At 70.6% G+C, this 17,973-nt stretch carries 15 protein-coding genes; 4 read left to right on the top strand and 11 right to left on the bottom strand.

The genetic code is table 11. The features are described 5' to 3' along the window. Positions 1-348: 348 nt before the first annotated feature. Positions 349-1,980, bottom strand: coding sequence for an L-glutamate gamma-semialdehyde dehydrogenase (pruA, locus tag J5X86_RS17205; RefSeq protein WP_208517679.1), 1,632 nt, complete (start codon positions 1,978-1,980; stop codon positions 349-351). A gap of 56 nt (positions 1,981-2,036) precedes the next feature. Continuing rightward, on the bottom strand, positions 2,037-2,963 hold the full coding sequence (locus J5X86_RS17200; RefSeq protein WP_208517678.1) for a proline dehydrogenase family protein: 927 nt from the start codon (positions 2,961-2,963) through the stop codon (positions 2,037-2,039). 164 nt (positions 2,964-3,127) lie between these two features. Here J5X86_RS17200 and J5X86_RS17195 point away from each other — a divergent pair, with 164 nt between their 5' ends. Beyond that, on the top strand, positions 3,128-4,369 hold the full coding sequence (locus tag J5X86_RS17195; RefSeq protein WP_208517677.1) for a CdaR family transcriptional regulator: 1,242 nt from the start codon (positions 3,128-3,130) through the stop codon (positions 4,367-4,369). A gap of 16 nt (positions 4,370-4,385) precedes the next feature. Here the strand turns inward: J5X86_RS17195 and J5X86_RS17190 are convergent, their stop codons facing one another. After that, the gene (locus tag J5X86_RS17190; RefSeq protein ID WP_208517676.1) at positions 4,386-5,027 is read right to left on the bottom strand and encodes a TetR/AcrR family transcriptional regulator; all 642 of its coding nucleotides are present in this window, start codon (positions 5,025-5,027) and stop codon (positions 4,386-4,388) included. A gap of 96 nt (positions 5,028-5,123) precedes the next feature. Between J5X86_RS17190 and J5X86_RS17185 the strand changes: the two genes are divergently transcribed. Continuing rightward, positions 5,124-6,767 carry an MFS transporter gene (locus J5X86_RS17185; protein WP_208517675.1) on the top strand — a complete coding sequence of 548 codons (1,644 nt, stop codon included), beginning with the start codon at positions 5,124-5,126 and terminating at the stop codon, positions 6,765-6,767. A 220-nt stretch (positions 6,768-6,987) separates the two neighbouring features. Then, positions 6,988-7,944, top strand: coding sequence for a glycoside hydrolase family 6 protein (locus tag J5X86_RS17180; RefSeq protein ID WP_208517674.1), 957 nt, complete (start codon positions 6,988-6,990; stop codon positions 7,942-7,944). Between the two features lie 16 nt (positions 7,945-7,960). Here the strand turns inward: J5X86_RS17180 and J5X86_RS17175 are convergent, their stop codons facing one another. Both J5X86_RS17175 and J5X86_RS17170 read right to left on the bottom strand, forming a co-directional pair. After that, positions 7,961-8,545 (bottom strand): Uma2 family endonuclease, encoded by a 585-nt coding sequence (locus J5X86_RS17175; protein ID WP_208517789.1) that lies wholly within the window; start codon positions 8,543-8,545, stop codon positions 7,961-7,963. A gap of 110 nt (positions 8,546-8,655) precedes the next feature. Then, positions 8,656-9,270 (bottom strand): TetR/AcrR family transcriptional regulator, encoded by a 615-nt coding sequence (locus J5X86_RS17170; RefSeq protein ID WP_208517673.1) that lies wholly within the window; start codon positions 9,268-9,270, stop codon positions 8,656-8,658. 71 nt (positions 9,271-9,341) lie between these two features. On the opposite strand from J5X86_RS17170, the gene J5X86_RS17165 reads away from it, so the two are divergent. Beyond that, positions 9,342-9,911 (top strand): peroxiredoxin-like family protein, encoded by a 570-nt coding sequence (locus J5X86_RS17165; RefSeq protein WP_208517672.1) that lies wholly within the window; start codon positions 9,342-9,344, stop codon positions 9,909-9,911. A gap of 66 nt (positions 9,912-9,977) precedes the next feature. Here J5X86_RS17165 and J5X86_RS17160 read toward each other — a convergent pair whose 3' ends face one another. The 6 genes from J5X86_RS17160 to J5X86_RS17135 all read right to left on the bottom strand — a co-directional run bounded on the left by J5X86_RS17160 (position 9,978) and on the right by J5X86_RS17135 (position 17,905). Beyond that, a complete protein-coding gene (locus J5X86_RS17160; protein ID WP_208517671.1) occupies positions 9,978-11,468 on the bottom strand; it encodes an MFS transporter in 1,491 nt (496 codons plus the stop codon). A gap of 44 nt (positions 11,469-11,512) precedes the next feature. Then, positions 11,513-12,280, bottom strand: coding sequence for a TetR/AcrR family transcriptional regulator (locus tag J5X86_RS17155; protein WP_208517670.1), 768 nt, complete (start codon positions 12,278-12,280; stop codon positions 11,513-11,515). 211 nt (positions 12,281-12,491) lie between these two features. Then, a complete protein-coding gene (gene serA, locus J5X86_RS17150; protein WP_208517669.1) occupies positions 12,492-14,093 on the bottom strand; it encodes a phosphoglycerate dehydrogenase in 1,602 nt (533 codons plus the stop codon). Positions 14,094-14,365: 272 nt separating this feature from the next. Continuing rightward, positions 14,366-15,364, bottom strand: coding sequence for a ketol-acid reductoisomerase (gene ilvC, locus J5X86_RS17145; RefSeq protein WP_059144139.1), 999 nt, complete (start codon positions 15,362-15,364; stop codon positions 14,366-14,368). A 131-nt stretch (positions 15,365-15,495) separates the two neighbouring features. Beyond that, positions 15,496-16,020 (bottom strand): acetolactate synthase small subunit, encoded by a 525-nt coding sequence (gene ilvN / locus J5X86_RS17140; protein WP_208517668.1) that lies wholly within the window; start codon positions 16,018-16,020, stop codon positions 15,496-15,498. A gap of 34 nt (positions 16,021-16,054) precedes the next feature. Further along, positions 16,055-17,905 carry an acetolactate synthase large subunit gene (locus J5X86_RS17135; protein ID WP_208517667.1) on the bottom strand — a complete coding sequence of 617 codons (1,851 nt, stop codon included), beginning with the start codon at positions 17,903-17,905 and terminating at the stop codon, positions 16,055-16,057. Positions 17,906-17,973 lie beyond the last annotated feature (68 nt).

The raw sequence follows: 17,973 nt of genomic DNA, 5'->3' as shown, positions 1-17,973 counted from the left end.
CACAATTAGTCGGACGTCCTACTATCTGAGACGCGAACAGGGTGACATCGGCCACTGACCCAGGGTGATCACGTAGCGGCACCGCACCGATAGTCGAGGCCGACCCCCGTCCGACCTCGACCACGGCGGCCGATCGCAGGTCGTCGTGGGCGATTCCGCGCTTGGTTACCCACGTAAACTGCGGTAAATAGTGCCTACTTGACTGCTTGACGCTAGCACCGCCGCGCGTCGGGCGTCCACAGATTTCCCCCTACGCGCCCCCGGACAGCACGCCGCCCCCGGACAGCACTGAAGCGGTCCGGGGGCGGGGTCGCGGAGCGGGCGGGCCCGGCCCGTCCGCGCGGGCGGTCAGCCCATGTGCGGGTAGCGGTAGTCGGTCGGCGGGACCAGGGTCTCCTTGATGGAGCGGGTGGAGCTCCAGCGCATCAGGTTCTGCTTGGCGCCCGCCTTGTCGTTGGTGCCGGACGCGCGGCCACCGCCGAAGGGCTGCTGGCCGACGACGGCACCGGTCGGCTTGTCGTTGATGTAGAAGTTGCCGGCCGCGAAGCGCAGCGCCTCACAGGTGGCGGCGGCAGCGGCGCGGTCCTGGGCGATGACGGCGCCGGTCAGCCCGTACGGGGCGGCCGACTCCATCTGCTGGAGCATCGCGTCGTACTCGTCGTCCTCGTAGACGAACACCCCGAGGATGGGGCCGAAGTACTCGTCCTTGAAGATCTCGTTCTCCGGGTCGGTGGAGGCCAGCACGGTCGGGCGGACGAACCAGCCCTCGCCGTCGTCGTAGGTGCCGCCCGCGACGACCTCGACCGTCGGGTCGGACGCCGCCCGGTCGATCGCGGCCTTGTTCTTGGCGAAGGCGCGCTCGTCGATGACCGCGCCCATGAAGTTGCCGAGGTCGGTGACATCGCCCATGGTCAGCCCGTTGACCTCGGTGGCGAACTCCTCCTTGAGGCCGTTCTCCCACAGGGAACGCGGCACATAGGCACGGGAGGCCGCGGAGCACTTCTGGCCCTGGAACTCGAAGGCGCCACGGGTCATCGCCGTCCTGAGCACCGCCGGGTCGGCGGACGGGTGGGCGACGATGAAGTCCTTGCCGCCGGTCTCACCGACCAGCCGCGGATAGGTCTTGTAGTTCTCGATGTTGTTGCCGACCGTCTTCCACAGGTACTGGAAGGTCCGGGTGGAACCGGTGAAGTGGATGCCCGCGAGGTCCGGGTGGGCCAGGGCCACCTCGGAGACGTCCTTGCCGTCGCCCGTGACCAGGTTGATCACGCCCTTGGGCAGCCCGGCCTCCTCCAGAACCTCCATCAGCAGCACGGCGGCGTGCGTCTGGGTCGGGGACGGCTTCCACACCACCACATTGCCCATCAGGGCGGGGGCGGTGGGGAGGTTGCCCGCGATGGCGGTGAAGTTGAAGGGGGTGATCGCGTAGACGAACCCCTCCAGCGGCCGGTGGTCGCTGCGGTTCCAGACCCCGGGCGAGTTGGCCACCGGCTGCTCGGCCAGGATCTGGCGCGCGAAGTGGACGTTGAACCGCCAGAAGTCGATCAGCTCACAGGGGGTGTCGATCTCGGCCTGCTGGGCGGTCTTCGACTGACCCAGCATGGTGGAGGCGGCGAGCGTCTCCCGCCAGGGGCCGGAGAGCAGATCGGCGGCCTTGAGGATGACCGCGGCACGGTCGTCGAAGCTGAGCGCGCGCCACGCCGGGGCCGCGGCCAGGGCGGCGTCGATCGCGTCCTGCGCGTCCTGCTGGGTGGCGTTGGCGTAGGTGCCCAGGCGGACGGAGTGCTTATGCGGCTGGACGACGTCGAAGCGCGTCCCCGCTCCCATCCGCTTCTCGCCGCCGATGGTCATCGGCAGGTCGATGGGGTTCTCGCCGAGCTCCTTGAGCTTGGTCTCGAGGCGGGCACGCTCCGGGGTGCCGGGCGCGTAAGTGTGCACCGGCTCGTTCACCGGCACGGGGACCTGGGTGACGGCGTCCATGATGGCCGTTGTCTCCTTCGATCGTCGGGTTGCGAGGTCTGCGATGCCGGGAGCGGTCAGCGACGGCCGACCAGCGAGCGCAGGAAGAATGTGAGGTTGGCGGGGCGCTCCGCGAGGCGGCGCATGAAGTACCCATACCAGTCTGTGCCATACGGGACGTAAACCCGCATACGGTGACCTTCCGCCACCAGCCGCTCCTGCTCGGCCACGCGGATCCCGTACAGCATCTGGAACTCGTACTCGTCCAGCTTGCGCCCGCGCCGGCGCGCCAGATCCTGGGCGATGGCGACCATGCGCGGATCGTGCGAGCCGATCATGGGATAGCCCTCACCGGCCATCAAGATCTTCAGACAGCGCACATAGGAGCGGTCCACCTCGCGCTTGTCCTGGTAGGCGACGCTCGCCGGCTCGTTGTACGCGCCCTTCACCAGCCGCACCCGGGAGCCTTCCCCGGCCAGCGCCCGGCAGTCGTCCTCGGTCCGGAAGAGATAGGACTGGAGGACCGCGCCGGTCTGCGGGAAGCGGGTGCGCAGCTCGCCGAGGATGGCGAGGGTGGAGTCCACCGTGGTGTGGTCCTCCATGTCGAGCGTGACCGTCGTGCCCGCCGCGGCGGCCGCCTCCACGACCGGGGTCACATTGGCCAGCGCCAGATCGTGGCCCCCGGGCAGCGCCTGTCCGAAGGCGGAGAGCTTCACGGACATCTCCGCGCGCCCGGCGAGCCCCTCGGCGGCCAGCGCCTCGGTCAGCGCCAGATAGGCGTCACGGCTGCGCAGCGCCTCGACCCGGTCGGTCACGTCCTCGCCCAGATGGTCCAGGGTGACGTCCAGGCCGCGGGCGGTCAGGGACCGCACTGAGCCCAGGGACTCGGTAAGCCGCTCCCCGGCGATGAAACGGTCCACCATCGGGCGGGTGACCGGCGCGGCCGAGACGAGACGGCGGATGGCGGCACTGCGCGAAGCGGCGAGCAGCACGGGTCCCAGCACGGGGCACCTCCACGATGACGGCCGACGAACGGCATTAACAACTCACCGTGAAACCTAAGGATGGCCCGGATCCCGGACCATCGACAGCTGTCACGCATCCGTGGCCGGGATCTCAGACATCTGTATGAGAATGTGAGGGGTGAAACCGGGAAGAGGCGGGACCCATGCGCGACGACTACCAGCAGCTGGTGGACGAGATCACGGCGGTGCTCCGGGCACCCGCGACCCTGGAGAACCGCGACTTCGCACTGATCGCATTCGGCGCCCAGGACAGTGAGGACCGCGATGACACGGAGGAGCCCGCGCTGGACCCGGTCCGCACCCGCTCGATCCTCCAGCGCCGCTCGACGGCGGCGGTGCGGGCCTGGTTCGAGGCGTTCGGGATCGCACGGGCGCAGGCGCCGCTGCGCATTCCGCCCGACCCGGCGGCCGGGGTGTTCATGGGCCGTATCTGCCTGCCCGTCCGGCACCGCGGAGTGGTGCACGGCTATGTCTGGCTACTGGACGACGGCCACCTCTCCGATCTGGAGCTGGGCGGCCCCACCGGCGCGCCGGACCCCCGGCTGGCCCGCGCGATGGAGACCGCGGACCGCATCGGGGCGCTGCTGGCGGCCGAGGCGCGGGCCGGGGAGGAGCTCGGCGAGCTGCTGCGCGATGTGCTGACCGGGCCGCCGGCCGGCCGGGACGCCGCCCGCGCCGGGCTGCGGACCGCGCTGCGCGGAGCGGGCGACGGGCCGCTGGCGCTGGTGGCGGTGGTGCCGTGGACACCGGGGACCGGCGAGGACGCGGACCATCCCGGGCTCCCCCACCTCCCCGGCATCGTGGCCGCGTGCGCGCTGCCCGGGACCGCGGCGGCCGGGGCGGGGCTGGCGACGCTGGTCCGGCTGCGCGCGGCCACCGCACTGGACCCGGCCCGTACGACGGCCGAACAGCTACTGCGCTCCCCCCGGGCCACCACGGGCTCCCCGAACGGGGTACCGGCCAGGGCGGCCGCGGGGGTCAGCTCTCCCCGGCGCGGGCTGGAGGAGTTGCCCGCCGCCTGGCAGGAGGCCCTGGCCGCCGCGCGGGCGGCCCACGCCGATAGGCGCCTGGGGCCGGTCGCGGAGTGGTCCGCCATCGGCCCGTACCGTCTGCTGGCCGCGCTGCCCTCGCTGCAGCCCGACGCCGCCGTACGCCCGCTGCTGGAGCCCGCCCACGCCGAACTCGCCCGCACCGCCGAGACCTTCCTCGACTGCGCGGGCCAGGCCGGGCGCACCGCCGCGCGACTGGGCATCCACCGGCAGACGCTCTACTACCGCCTGTCCCGGGTGCGGCAGCTGACCGGTCTCGACCTGGACGCGGGCGAGGACCGGCTGCTGCTCCACATGACCCTCAAGGCCGCCCGTCTCGGGGCGCCGCGGCGCTGAGCCCCTAGCCCGGAGGTCAGCCCGCGGGGGCCGCGGGGGCGTCGGGAGCCGGGAGTGCGTCGGGGGCCGCGGGGGCGTCGCCGATGATCCGCCGCATCGCCTCGACGAGGTCGTGGGCGCTGGGCATGAGGTCGGGGTCGATGGCCATCTGGACGATCATGCCGCTCACCAGGGTCATATAGAACGAGCCCATGACCCGCGAGGTCTCCTCGTCGACGTCGCGCTCGTCGATGCCGTGGATCAGCCCCACCAGCCCCTGGCGTCCCTCCGGTTGAGCCCGGCCGAAGGCCGCCCGCAGCTCGGGATCGTGTCGAACCTGCAAGGTGGCCTCCAACTGGGACTGCCACATCGCCTGGTGCTTGCCGAACAGTTCGAGCACCCGGGTCCAGCGGGTCTCGAACCGCTCCCGCAGCTCGGTGTCCTGGCCGTCGCCCGCCGGGTCGTCCGCCTCCAGGGACCGCTGGACGTCATCGGCCCAGTCGCCCATCGCCGCGAAGAGCGCCTCCCGCATCAGGGCGTCCTTCGAGCCGTAGTGGTAGCCGATGGAGGCCAGGTTGGCACCCGAGGCGGCCACGATGTCCCGCGCCGTCGTACGGGACCAGCCCTTCTCCTCGATGCAGCGCTTGGCACCGGCCAGCAGATCCTCTCGATGTCCCATGGCACCAGGGTATCCCGATCCCATACGACCGTCCTAGACGCTCGTTTTACACGGTCGTACTAGACACTTGTTTAAGACGCTCGTATATTCACCGCCATGACCTCGACCTCGATCTCGACCTCCACCGGCCCGCGCGCCGGGCGCAAGGAATGGACCGCCTTCGTGGTCCTGATGCTTCCGCTCCTCCTGGTCTCCATGGATGTGTCGGTGCTGTACTTCGCGGTGCCGGCCATCAGCCGGGAGCTGCACCCCAGTTCCACCCAGCAGCTATGGATCTTCGATATCTACGCCTTCGCCCTCGCCGGGCTGCTCATCACCATGGGAGCGCTGGGCGACCGCGTCGGACGGCGGAAGCTGCTGCTGTTCGGGGCCGCGGCCTTCGGCGCCGCGTCCGTCGCGGCGGCGTACGCGCAGAGCGCCGAGATGCTCATCGCCGCACGGGCGGTGCTCGGGATCGGCGGCGCGACGCTGATGCCGTCGACGATGGCGCTGATCCGTAATCTCTTCCTCGACGAGAAGCAGCGGGCCACGGCGATCGCGTTCTGGTCGTCGGCCATGGCGGGCGGTATCGCGCTGGGCTCGGTGCTGAGCGGGGTGATGATCGAGCACTTCTGGTGGGGCTCGGTCTTCCTGATCAACGTTCCGGCGATGGTGCTGCTGCTGGCGCTGGTGCCGCTCCTGGTACCGGAGTTCAAGGACCCGAAGCCCGGGGCGTTCGATCTGCCGAGCGTGCCGCTGTCGTTGGCCGCCGTGCTTCCGGTGATCTACGGACTGAAGAAGACGGCCGCCGACAACGGCGTCAGCCCGATCCCGCTGCTGTCCATCCTGGCCGGTCTCGCCATCGGCGCCGTCTTCATACGGCGTCAGCGCACCCGCCGCGACGCCATGATCAGCCCCGAGTTGTTCCACCACCGCGGCTTCGGCCCGTCGATCGCGCTCAATGCGCTGGCCACCTTCGCCACGATGGGCTCGGCCTACTTCACCACCCAGTATCTGCAGTCGGTGCTCGGCAAGGGCCCGCTGGAGGCGGCGCTGTGGAGCCTGGCCCCGGCCGTCTGCGTCGGCGTCGCCGGACCGGCGGCGGCCGCGGTGGTCCAGCGCGGCGCCGACCGGGCCCAGGTGATCGGCGCCGGCTTCGTGACCGGGGCCATCGGCTACGGGATTCTGGCCCTGGCCGGCACGGACGCGCTGTGGACGGTGCTGATCGGCGCCGCCGTCCTGGCCAGCGGGATCGTCATGGTGATGTCGCTGGTCACCGACATGGCGATCGGCACCGTCCCACCGGAGCGGGCCGGTTCTGCGGCCGCGCTGCTGGAGACGGGCCAGGAGTTCGGCGGGGCGATGGGCATGGCGGTGCTGGGCAGCGTCGGCGCCGCCGTCTACCGGAGCGACGTCAAGGACTCGCTGGGTGGCGGGCTGCCCAGCGGCGCGCTCGACCAGGTGCACGAGACGCTGGGCGCCGCCGTCGCGGTGGCGGGAAAGCTGAAGGGGCGGGCCGGGGAGCAGATGCTGGACACGGCGCGCGAGGCGTTCACCCACGGGATGCGGATCGCGTGCGGCGCCGGGGCGGTAGTCCTGGTGGCGGCCGCGGTGCTGGCCCTGGTGACGCTGCGCCGGGTCGGGGCCCCGGGGCCCGCGGCCGGGGATGCGGACACGGCCGGGGAGGTGCCCTCGACCGGCGCGGACGGGACGGCGGACCACGGCGAGACGGTGAGCGAGGCGGCGGCGCCGGGTCGCTGAGCCGTGCCACACCGGAGGGGACCTCATCGACGTGGGGCCCCCTCCGGCGTTATACGCGGGGCGAGTTGGCCGTTACGTGCGTCACGTCACAGCCGGACGCGTCGAATCCGTATCGAACTCGACGGCAACCATCTCCCACCCGGCGGCAACCGGAGGACGGCGGCCGGACGACACGGCAGCCCGAGGGCTGAGCAGCCCCACGCGAGAGGAGTGACGCACCGTGCGCATCACCAGAGCGTTAGCGGCGGCCGGGCTCGCCGTCGCCTTCCTGATCGGCGCGGCCCACACACCGCGGGCCGTCGCGGGCGAACTGCCGGGCGCCACCAGGTTCTTCAACGACCCCGACTCGCTCGTCAACAAGTGGGTCGCCGCCAATCCGGGCGACTCCCGGCAGCCGCGCATCGCCTCGCGGATCGCCAGTCAGCCCCAGGCCCTGTGGTTCTCCCGGTACTCCCCCGCCACCGTCACCGCGGACGTCCGCAAGGTCACCTCCGCCGCCTCCGCCAAGGGCCAGACGCCTGTCCTGGTGTCGTATCAGATCCCCAACCGCGACTGCGGCGGGGCCTCGGCGGGCGGCGCGCCCGACCTCGCGAGCTATGACGCATGGGTGCGCGCCTTCGCCGCCGGGCTGGGCAGCGGACCCGCGATCGTCATCCTCGAACCCGACTCGATCGCGCTCATCAGTTGCCTCTCCCCCTCCGAACTGAGCGGCCGCTATGCCTCACTGGCCCGTGCGGCGACCGCCATCCACGGCGCGAACCCCAACGCCCGGGTGTACTTCGACGCCGGGCACTCGGCCTGGAACAGCGCCGCCGTCCAGGCGTCGCGGCTTCGCTCGGCCGGGGTGCTGACCAGCGGCGACGGCGTCTACAGCAATGTCTCCAACTTCCGCCGCACCGCCGACGAGGTGGCCTTCACCAAGAGCGTGCTCGCCCAGCTCGGCACCTCCTCGGGGCTCACCGCCGTCATCGACACCAGCCGCAACGGCAACGGCCCCGCCCCCGACAACACCTGGTGCGACCCCCACGGCCGCAAAGTCGGCGAGAACCCGACGGCGAACACCGGCGACCCGGCCATCGACGCCTATCTGTGGATCAAGCCGCCGGGCGAACTGGACGGCTGCGCGGGCGCGGCGGGCACCTTCTCACCGGACTACGCATACGAACTGGCGGGCTGAGCGCACGCGACCCCGGTCACAGGTGGTCGATCTCGGTGAGGTCGATGTCAATGGTGAACGGGACCGGAAGCTTGAGTCGCTCGTGGTAGATGCCGGTGGGCACGTACGTACGCGTCACCGTGTTGAGCTCGAAAACCTGGACGACCGGGCGACGGCCCTCACCGTGCTCGACCAGCCAGAAGTGCGGAATCCCGGCCTCGGCGTAGAGCTGCGGCTTGCGCTTGCGGTCACGTGACTCCGACTCCGGCGAGACGACCTCCACCACGAGCGCGGCGTCGGCCGCCTGGAAGCCCGTTTCATGCGCCTCGGTGGTCACCGCCTCGGCGCGCAGGATCGCGATATCGGGCTCGGGGCGGTTGCGCTTGTCGACGGCAATGGTCATCTCGCGACAGACCCGGAGCGACTCGGGCACCGATGCCCGGAGCCCCTTCTCCAGCAAGTACATGGCCAGCGAATGAAAATACTTCTGCGGGCTCACGAAGACGAGGCTCCCGTCGATCAGCTCAGTGTGCGGCGGGAGCTCCGGCATGCGGTCAAGATCATCTGCAGTGAATCCGCCCGGGGGCGGAAAAGCCCAGGCCGGAAGCGGTTCAGCAGTCATGGTTCCTCCCATGGACGGGATTCTGGCCGCGTAACCAAGGGTAGCGGCCAGGAACGCCGGGGTCGCCACTCACACAGGTGAGCGGCGACCCCGGCATTGACGCGGGCCGACTACGCGCCCAGCCCGCGCAGAAACACCTCGAGCCCCCCGAAGAACTCCCGCTCCACCCCCACACTCCGCGCCTGGCGCGCCGTTTCGGCCATGTACGGGAACGCGTCGGACGGCAGCTCGGCGATGGCGACCGTGCCCGCGCCGGACAGCGGCCCGAGGTGTTCGAGCTGGATCGCCCCGATCACATAGCCGAGCAGGGCGCGCAGCGCGACGACCCGCCGTTCGCCGTCCAGGCCCGCCTCGGTGAGGATCGCCAGTGCCGTCTCCGACCAGCGCAGTCCGCTGGGGGAACGGTGCCGGTGGGTGAGGGTCAGCGGGAGGACCGCGGGGTGGGCGATGATCGTGTCGCGCAGCCGCCCGACCATGATCCGGAGCCGTTCGTCCCAGGGGGCCCCGGGCTCCGGCGGCGTGGTGTCGACGGCACTGAGGACGCGCTCGACCACCAGCCCTTCGAGCTCCTCGCGATCATCGACATAGCGATAGAGCGCCATCGTGCTCATCCCGAGTTCCTTGGCGACGGCACGCATCGAGAGCCCGGCGAGCCCCTCGCGGTCGAGAACGGCGAGGGCGGCCGAGGCGAGCTGATCGGGGGTGAGGGAGCGGGGACGTGGCATGGCGGTTGACAGCGTACGGCATACGCCTACGCTGGTAAGCGTATGCCGTACGCCTACGAAAGGGGGCTCCCATGGAGCCCGGTTCCGTCGTCGCAGCCCGTACCCTCACCCCCGTGACCGGCCCGGACGTCGCCGTCCCCGACTCCGGCCGGCTGATCCACCTTCAGTTCCGGCGCTTCGCCGGATGCCCCGTCTGCAATCTCCATCTGCGGTCGATCGTGCGGCGCCATCAGGAGATCGAGGCGGCCGGAGTCCGGGAGGTGGTGGTCTTCCACTCGCCCGCCGAGGAGTTGCGGGAGCATACGGACGAGCTGCCGTTCGCCGTCGTCGCCGACCCCGGGAAGCGGCTGTACCGGGAGTTCGGGGTGGAGCAGGCGCCCAGGGCCCTGCTCAGCCCGCGCGCCTGGGGGCCGATCGCGCGGGCCCTGCTGACCGGCACGTGGGCGGTCATCCGTGGCCGGGAGAAGCTCCCCGCGCCCAGCCAGCCCGGAGGCAGGCTGGGGCTGCCCGCGGACTTCCTGATCGGCGGGGACGGCCGCGTCATCGCCGCCAAGCACGGCGAACACGCCTATGACCAGTGGTCGGTGGACGAGCTGCTGGCGCTGGCCGCCCGCGCCCCGCGCCCCGACCCGGCCCCCTGATGCACCAGCGCCGAAGGCCCTCCGCTCCGGCGGTGGAGCGAAGGGCCCGCAGGACATGAGGCGCCGTCAGCCCATATGCGCGGGCAGCGGGGTGGCGCCTTCGGCACCCGGCTCCCGTACGGGGCGCGGGGTGTTCATCAGCAGCGCGATGACCACCGCGGCGCCCACGAGAATCGAGGAGGAGACGACGAAGGCGTGCGAGAAGCCCTCCACCAGACCCGCCTTGGCGGTCCGCGGTGTCATCCGCCCGGCGTGCGAGGCCATGTAGTCGGAGGTCACGCTGGTGGCGATGGTGTTGAGCATCGCCGTGCCGATCGAACCGCCGATCTGCTGGGCGGTGTTGACGGTGGCGGAGGCGACCCCCGCGTCCCCCTCCCCCACCCCATGGGTCGCGTAGTTCATCGAGGGCGCCATCACCAGGCCCATGCCGAAGCCGACCAGGAGCTCGGCGGGCAGCACCCCCGCGGCGTACGAGCTGTCGACGTCCAGGGGCACCAGCAGCGCGACACCGGTGGCGGCGATCAGCAGACCGGGCGCCACCAGCAGGCGCGGCGGCACCTTGGGGATGAGGCGGGAGGCCACGCCGCCCGCGCCGACCAGCACCGCCCCGGTCATCGGCAGGAACGCCACACCGGTGAGCAGCGCCGAGTACCCCTTGACGAGCTGCATGTAGTACGTGAGGAAGAGGAACATCGCGAACATGCCGACCACCGAGAGGCCGACCGCCAGATAGGCGCTGCCACGGGTGCGGTCCGCCACCACGCGCGGCGGCAGCAGCGGCCGCGCCACGCTCCGCTCCACCAGGACGAAGGCGAGGAGCAGCACCGCGCCCAGGATGAGCAGCCCGGTCACCAGCCGGGAGTCCCAGCCCTCGGACTCGGCCTCGCTGCATCCGTAGACCACGGCCACCAGCCCGCACACCGCCAGCAGCACACCGGGGATGTCGAAGCGGGCCCGGCCCTCGGCGCGGGTGTCGGTGGGCAGTACGGACCAGCTCACGGCGGCGACGACGGCGATCGGCACATTGACGTACAGGCACCAGCGCCAGTCGAGGTACTCGGTCAGCAGTCCGCCGACGACCAGCCCGATCGCACCGCCGCCCGCCGCGATCGCGCCGAAGATGCCGAACGCCTTGGCACGCTCACGGGGCTCGGTGAAGTTCACCGCGAGCAGCGACAGCGCCGAGGGGGCGAGCAGCGCGGCGAACGCGCCCTGCAGCGCGCGGGCCGAGAGCAGCATCTCGAACCCGGACGCGGCGCCGCCGAGCGCGGAGGCCCCGGCGAACCCCAGCAGGCCGATGAGGAAGGTGCGCTTACGGCCGGTGTAGTCCGCGATCCGGCCGCCGAGCAGCAGCAGACTGCCGAACGCCAGGGTGTAGGCGGTGATGACCCACTGCCGGTCGCCGTCGGAGATGCCGAGGTCCTTCTGGGCCGACGGCAGGGCGATGTTCACGATGGTGATGTCGAGGACGATCATCAGCTGGGCCAGGCCGATGAAGACGAGTGCGAGCCAGCGCCGGGGGTTCGCCTCGGGCGGCGTCTTTGAGGGCTGGGACATGACCATGCCTTTCTGGTCTTGCGGAAGGCGAGCGGAGCGGGAGATCAGTCGGCGTCGGAGTGGGCGGAGTCGTCGGCGCGGGCTTCGGAGCGGGCGGCGCGGGCTTCTCGGGCGTCGCGGGCTTCGCGGGCGTCGTCGATCACTCGCTGCCGGAGGCGTTTGAACGCCGCGGCGTCGACGGCCGGGCCGCCGAGCGGGGTGGTGGGCCGCGGGGAGCCGGTGGGGCGCAACCCGTCGATATAGACATCCAGTTGGCGATGGGCGAGGGCGTCATCGTCGGCGAACCGGCCACCGCCGGGCAGCGGCCGCGACAGCCGCATGATCATCATCGTGATGTCGCCGAAGACGACATCGAGCCGGATCAGCCCCTCGGCCTGGGCGCGCAGAAGCAGCGCGTCGATCGGGTCGACGACATCGCCGGGGACGCCGTCGAGGATCTCGTCGACGGTGAAACGGCCCAGCAGCGCGGGCATCACCGAGCCGATCTTGAGATCGAGGGCGGCGTGCATGAAGCGGCGCAGGGCGAGCTGGGCGTCGTCCTCCTCGGCGGCGGCCCGGCTCCCGGCCTCGACCAGTGCGGTCAGCACCTCGATGGCGACCCCTCGATGCAGATCGTCGCGGTGCGGAAAGCGGCGGTAGAGGGTCGCGATGCCGACCCCGGCGCGCCGGGCTATCTCATCCAGCGGGGCATCGGGCCCCTGATCGGCGAAGACCTCGCGGGCCGCGCGCAGGATCTGCTCCCGGTTGCGCCGCGCGTCGGCGCGCATGGGCGGGACGTCGGCAAGGGCGTCGGCGTCGGTCTCTGCGGACACGGGGCTCTCCTGACAGCGCATACGAAAGCTATGTGGAGAAATTTTCTCCACATAGCGATGAGCGTAGCGAGCCGACCCGCATTATTCAACACGTGATGAAAAAGATCTGGAACCCCTCCGGCACGCCCTGCCGCCCGGGGCGCACAACGAATCCGGGCCCGGCCCCCGCCGAAGCGGGGACCGGGCCCGGATGGGTGACTGCCTACGCGGCTCAGACCAGATTGACCGAGCGGGCCGAGGAGGCGCCGATCTCCTCGGCGATCTCGGTGAGCACGGGCTGCGGAATGGTGTCGTCCACCGTGAGCGCCACCAGCGCGGCACCGCCCGCCGCCGCCCGCGAGACCTGCATCCCGGCGATGTTGATACCCGCCTCGCCGAGGAGACGGCCGAGCGTGCCGACCACACCCGGGCGGTCGGTGTAGCGGAGGAAGGCCATGTGGTCGGCGAGCGCCAGATCCACGTCGTACTCCCCGACCGCGACGATCTTCTGCTGGTGCTTGTGACCGGCCAGCGTGCCGGAGATCGAGACCTCCTCGCCGTCCGACAGGGTGCCGCGCACGGTCACCACATTGCGGTGCTCGCTCGACTCCGAGCTGGTGGTCAGCCGCACCTCGACACCGCGCTCCTGCGCGAACAGCGGGGCGTTCACATACGACACGGTCTCGTCGACGATGTCTTCGAAGACACCCTTGAGCGCCGACAGCTCCAGCACCTTGACGTCGTGCTGGGTGATCTCGCCGTACACCTCGACATCGAGGCGGACCGCGACCTCGCCCGCGAGCGCGGTGAAGATCCGCCCCAGCTTCTCGGCCAGCGGCAGCCCGGGGCGGACATCCTCGGCGATGACGCCACCCTGGACGTTCACCGCGTCCGGGACCAGCTCGCCGGCCAGCGCCAGCCGCACCGAGCGGGCGACCGCGATGCCCGCCTTCTCCTGGGCCTCACCGGTGGAGGCGCCCAGATGCGGGGTGACCACCACATTGTCGAACTCGAACAGCGGGGACTCGGTGCACGGCTCCTGGGAGAAGACGTCCAGCCCGGCCCCGGCCACCCGGCCCTCCTTGAGGGCGGCGGCCAGCGCGACCTCGTCCACGATCCCGCCGCGCGCGGCGTTGACGATCCGGAGCTCCGGCTTGACCTTGTGCAGCGCCTCGTCGCCGATCAGGCCGACCGTCTCGGGGGTCTTGGGAAGGTGGACGGTGATGAAGTCGGAGACCTCGAGCAGCTCGTCCAGCGAGAGCAGCTTCACGCCCATCTGGGCGGCCCGCGCGGGCTGCACATACGGGTCGTACGCCACGACCTTCATGCCGAAGGCGGACATCCGCTGGGCCACCAGAACGCCGATGCGGCCGAGGCCGACGACGCCGAGGGTCTTCTCGCTCAGCTCCACACCCGTGTACTTGCTGCGCTTCCACTCGCCGTTCTTCAGCGCGGCACTGGCCTGCGGGATGTTGCGGGCCGTGGCCACCAGCAGACCGCAGGCGAGCTCGGCGGCGGTGACGATGTTGGACGTCGGCGCGTTGACGACCATGACGCCGGCCTTGGTGGCGGCCGAGACGTCCACATTGTCCAGGCCGACGCCCGCGCGAGCGACCACCTTCAGCTTCTTCGCCACGGCGATGGCCTCGGCGTCGACCTTGGTCGCGCTGCGGACGAGGATCGCGTCCACACCGGCGATGGCGGGAAGGAGCTCGGCTCGGTCCGCCCCGTTGCAGTGCCGGATCTCGAAGTCCGGGCCCAGGGCGTCGACCGTCGCCGGAGAGAGCTCTTCGGCGATGAGTACGACAGGTTTACCAGTGGAAGCAGTGCTCACGTGGTCTTCAGTCCTCACTAGTCCTCAGCGGACGGCCGTCCCGACGGCCGCTGGCGGTGAAGGGGTCAGCCGCGTGGAAGACGCACGACGCTGTGAGCCTGACGCGCTTGCTGTTGTTGAGTGTAGTGGCGGTCGGGCCTACGTCATGTGCCGTTGCGGCAGGATCACCCGCACGTGGTGGTGCGCGGTGGACAAAGCGCGAACCGGGTGCGGCGGGGGTTCGCTGAACCCCCGCCGCACCCGGGGCACGGCCGCCGCGCCACCAGGCGCGGTTACGCCTCCTCGTCCACCCAGCTCATGAGCTTGCGCAGCTCCTTGCCGGTGGTCTCCAGCAGGTGGTTCTCGTCGGCCTTCTTCAGCTCGTTGTACTTCGGCAGACCGGCGTTGTACTCCGCCATCCAGTTCTTGGCGAAGGTGCCGTCCTGGATCTCACCGAGGAGCTTCTTCATCTCGGCCTTGGTGGAGTCGTTGATGATCCGCGGACCGGAGACGTAGTCACCCCACTCGGCGGTCTCGGAGATCGACCAGCGCATCTTCTCCAGGCCGCCCTCGTACATGAGGTCCACGATCAGCTTGAGCTCGTGGAGGCACTCGAAGTACGCGATCTCCGGCTGGTAGCCGGCCTCGACCAGGGTCTCGAACCCGGCCTTGACCAGCGCCGAGGTGCCACCGCACAGGACCGCCTGCTCACCGAAGAGGTCGGTCTCGGTCTCCTCGGTGAAGGTGGTCTTGATGACGCCGGCGCGGGTGCCGCCGATGCCCTTGGCGTACGACAGGGCCAGCTCGAAGCCGTTTCCGGTGGCGTCCTGCTCGACGGCCGCGATACACGGCACGCCGCGGCCCTCCTCGTACTGGCGGCGGACCAGGTGCCCCGGGCCCTTGGGGGCGACCATGCAGACGTCCACATTGGCCGGGGGCTTGATGAAGTCGAAGCGGATGTTGAGACCGTGCCCGAAGAACAGCGCGTCGCCGTCCTTCAGGTTGTCCTTCACGGACTCCTCGTAGACCTTCGCCTGGATCGGGTCCGGGACCAGGATCATGATCACGTCGGCCTCGGCGGACGCCTCGGCGGGGGTGACCACGCGCAGGCCCTGCTCCTCGGCCTTCGCCTTGGACTTGGAGCCCTCGTGCAGACCGACCCGGACATCGACGCCCGAGTCGCGCAGCGACAGCGCGTGGGCGTGCCCCTGGCTGCCGTAGCCGAGGATTGCGACCTTACGGCCCTGGATGATGGACAGGTCGGCGTCGTCGTCGTAGAACAGCTCGGCCACTTCGGGAATCTCCTAGCGTGTGGGTTGTGCTTCCCACCGTATGACGGGCGGGCGGGTGAAGGTTTCGGGGTCTCGCCATACGGTCCGGCGCGCGGTGGGCGCCGGACCATCGTCCCCGCTGGTGGGGCGGGTCAGGCGGACCGGTCGAGCGCGCGCAGGCTCCGGTCGGTGATGGAGCGGGCGCCACGCCCTATGGCGATGGTGCCGGACTGGACCAGCTCCTTGATGCCGTACGGTTCCAGCATCCTGAGCATGGCCTCGAGCTTGTCGCTGCTGCCGGTGGCCTCGATGGTGACGGCCTCCGGGGAGACGTCCACGGTCTTGGCGCGGAACAGCTGGACGATCTCGACGATCTGGGAGCGGGTCTCGTTGTCGGCGCGGACCTTCACCAGGACGAGCTCCCGCTGAATCGCGTGGCCGTCCTCCAGCTCGACGATCTTCAGCACATTGACCAGCTTGTTGAGCTGCTTGGTGACCTGCTCCAGCGGCAGCTCCTCGACATTGACCACGATGGTGATCCGGGAGATGTCGGGGTGCTCGGTGACGCCGACGGCCAGCGAGTCGATGTTGAAGCCGCGGCGGGAGAACAGGGCGGCGATCCGGGCGAGGATGCCGGGGGTGTTCTCCACCAGGACGGAGAGCGTGTGCTTGGACATGGGCTCGGTCTCTCTTCTTCTCTCGGTCCTGGTCTCAGTCGTCTGCGCCGTCGCCGAAGTCCGGGCGGGTGTCGCGCGCCGCCAGGATCTCGTCGTTGGAGGTGCCGGCCGCGACCATCGGCCAGACCATGGCGTCCTCGTGGACGATGAAGTCCACGACCACCGGGCGGTCGTTGATCGCGTTGGCCTTCTCGATCACGGCGTCGAGGTCGGCCGGGTCCTCGCAGCGCAGCCCGACGCAGCCCATGGCCTCGGAGAGCTTCACGAAGTCGGGGACGCGGGTGCCCGCGTTCTGCTGGGCGGGGCTGTCGGGGCCCGAATGCAGGACCGTGTTGGAGTAGCGCTGGTTGTAGAAGAGGGTCTGCCACTGGCGGACCATGCCCAGCGCGCCGTTGTTGATGATCGCGACCTTGATCGGGATGTTGTTCAGCGCGCAGGTGACCAGCTCCTGGTTGGTCATCTGGAAGCAGCCGTCACCGTCGATCGCCCAGACCGTACGGCCCTCGGCACCGGCCTTGGCGCCCATGGCGGCCGGGACGGCGTAGCCCATGGTGCCGGCGCCGCCCGAGTTCAGCCAGGTGGCGGGGGTGTCGTAGTCGATGAAGTGGGCGGCCCACATCTGGTGCTGGCCGACGCCCGCGGCGAAGATCGTGCCCTCCGGAGCGAGCTGCCCGATCCGCTGGATGACCTGCTGCGGGGAGAGGCTGCCGTCGGCGGGCTGGTCGTAGCCGAGCGGGTAGGTCTCCCGCCACCGGTTCAGGTCCTCCCACCAGCCGGTGTAGTCACCGGCGCGGCCCGCGTCGTGCTCGGCCTGGACGGCGACGACCAGGTCCGCGATGACCTCGCGGGCGTCTCCGACGATGGGCACGTCGGCGACGCGGTTCTTACCGATCTCGGCCGGGTCGATGTCCGCGTGGACGATCTTGGCGTAGGGGGCGAAGGAGTCCAGCTTGCCCGTGACGCGGTCGTCGAAGCGGGCGCCGAGCGCCACGATCAGATCGGCCTTCTGGAGGGCGGTCACGGCGGCGACGGTGCCGTGCATGCCCGGCATGCCCAGGTGGAGGTGGTGGCTGTCGGGGAAGGAGCCCAGCGCCATCAGGGTGGTGGTGACCGGCGCGCCGGTCAGCTCGGCCAGCACCTTCAGCTCGGCGGTGGCCCCGGCCTTGATCACGCCGCCGCCGACGTACAGCACCGGGCGCTCGGCCTGGGTGATCAGGCGGGCGGCCTCGCGGATCTGCTTGGCGTGCGGCTTGGTGACCGGGCGGTAACCGGGCAGATCGGTCTGCGCCGGCCAGGAGAAGGTGGTCTGCGCCTGCAGCGCGTCCTTGGCGATGTCGACCAGGACCGGGCCGGGGCGGCCGGTGGAGGCGATGTGGAACGCCTCGGCGATCGTGCGCGGGATGTCCTCGGCCTTGGTGACCAGGAAGTTGTGCTTGGTGATCGGCATGGTGATGCCGCAGATGTCCGCCTCCTGGAAGGCGTCCGTGCCGATGGCCTTGGAGGCCACCTGGCCGGTGATCGCGACGATCGGGACCGAGTCCATGTGCGCGTCGGCGATGGGGGTGACCAGGTTGGTGGCGCCGGGGCCCGAGGTCGCCATGCAGACGCCGACCTTGCCGGTGGCCTGGGCGTAGCCGGTGGCGGCGTGGCCCGCGCCCTGCTCGTGGCGGACGAGCACGTGCCGCACCTTCGAGGAGTCCATCATCGGGTCGTAGGCGGGGAGGATCGCGCCACCGGGAATGCCGAAGACGGTGTCGGCACCCACTTCCTCGAGGGAACGGATGAGGGACTGCGCGCCCGTGACGTGCTCGACGGGGGCGGACTGCGGTCCGCCGCTACGGGGCCGAGGCTGGGGGTGATGGGACCCGGGGGCCTGCTCGGTCATCGGCATTCTCTTCTCGAAGATGAGGTTCGGTGCGGGAGGGTGAAGGCGGGCGGTGCACCGGGTGCCGG

It is taken from the genome of Streptomyces sp. NEAU-YJ-81 (assembly GCF_017592595.1).
Taxonomy (GTDB): domain Bacteria; phylum Actinomycetota; class Actinomycetes; order Streptomycetales; family Streptomycetaceae; genus Streptomyces; species Streptomyces hygroscopicus_B.
Note: the sequence above shows the minus strand (reverse complement) of the source record. Positions and strands in the feature narration are given on the sequence as shown.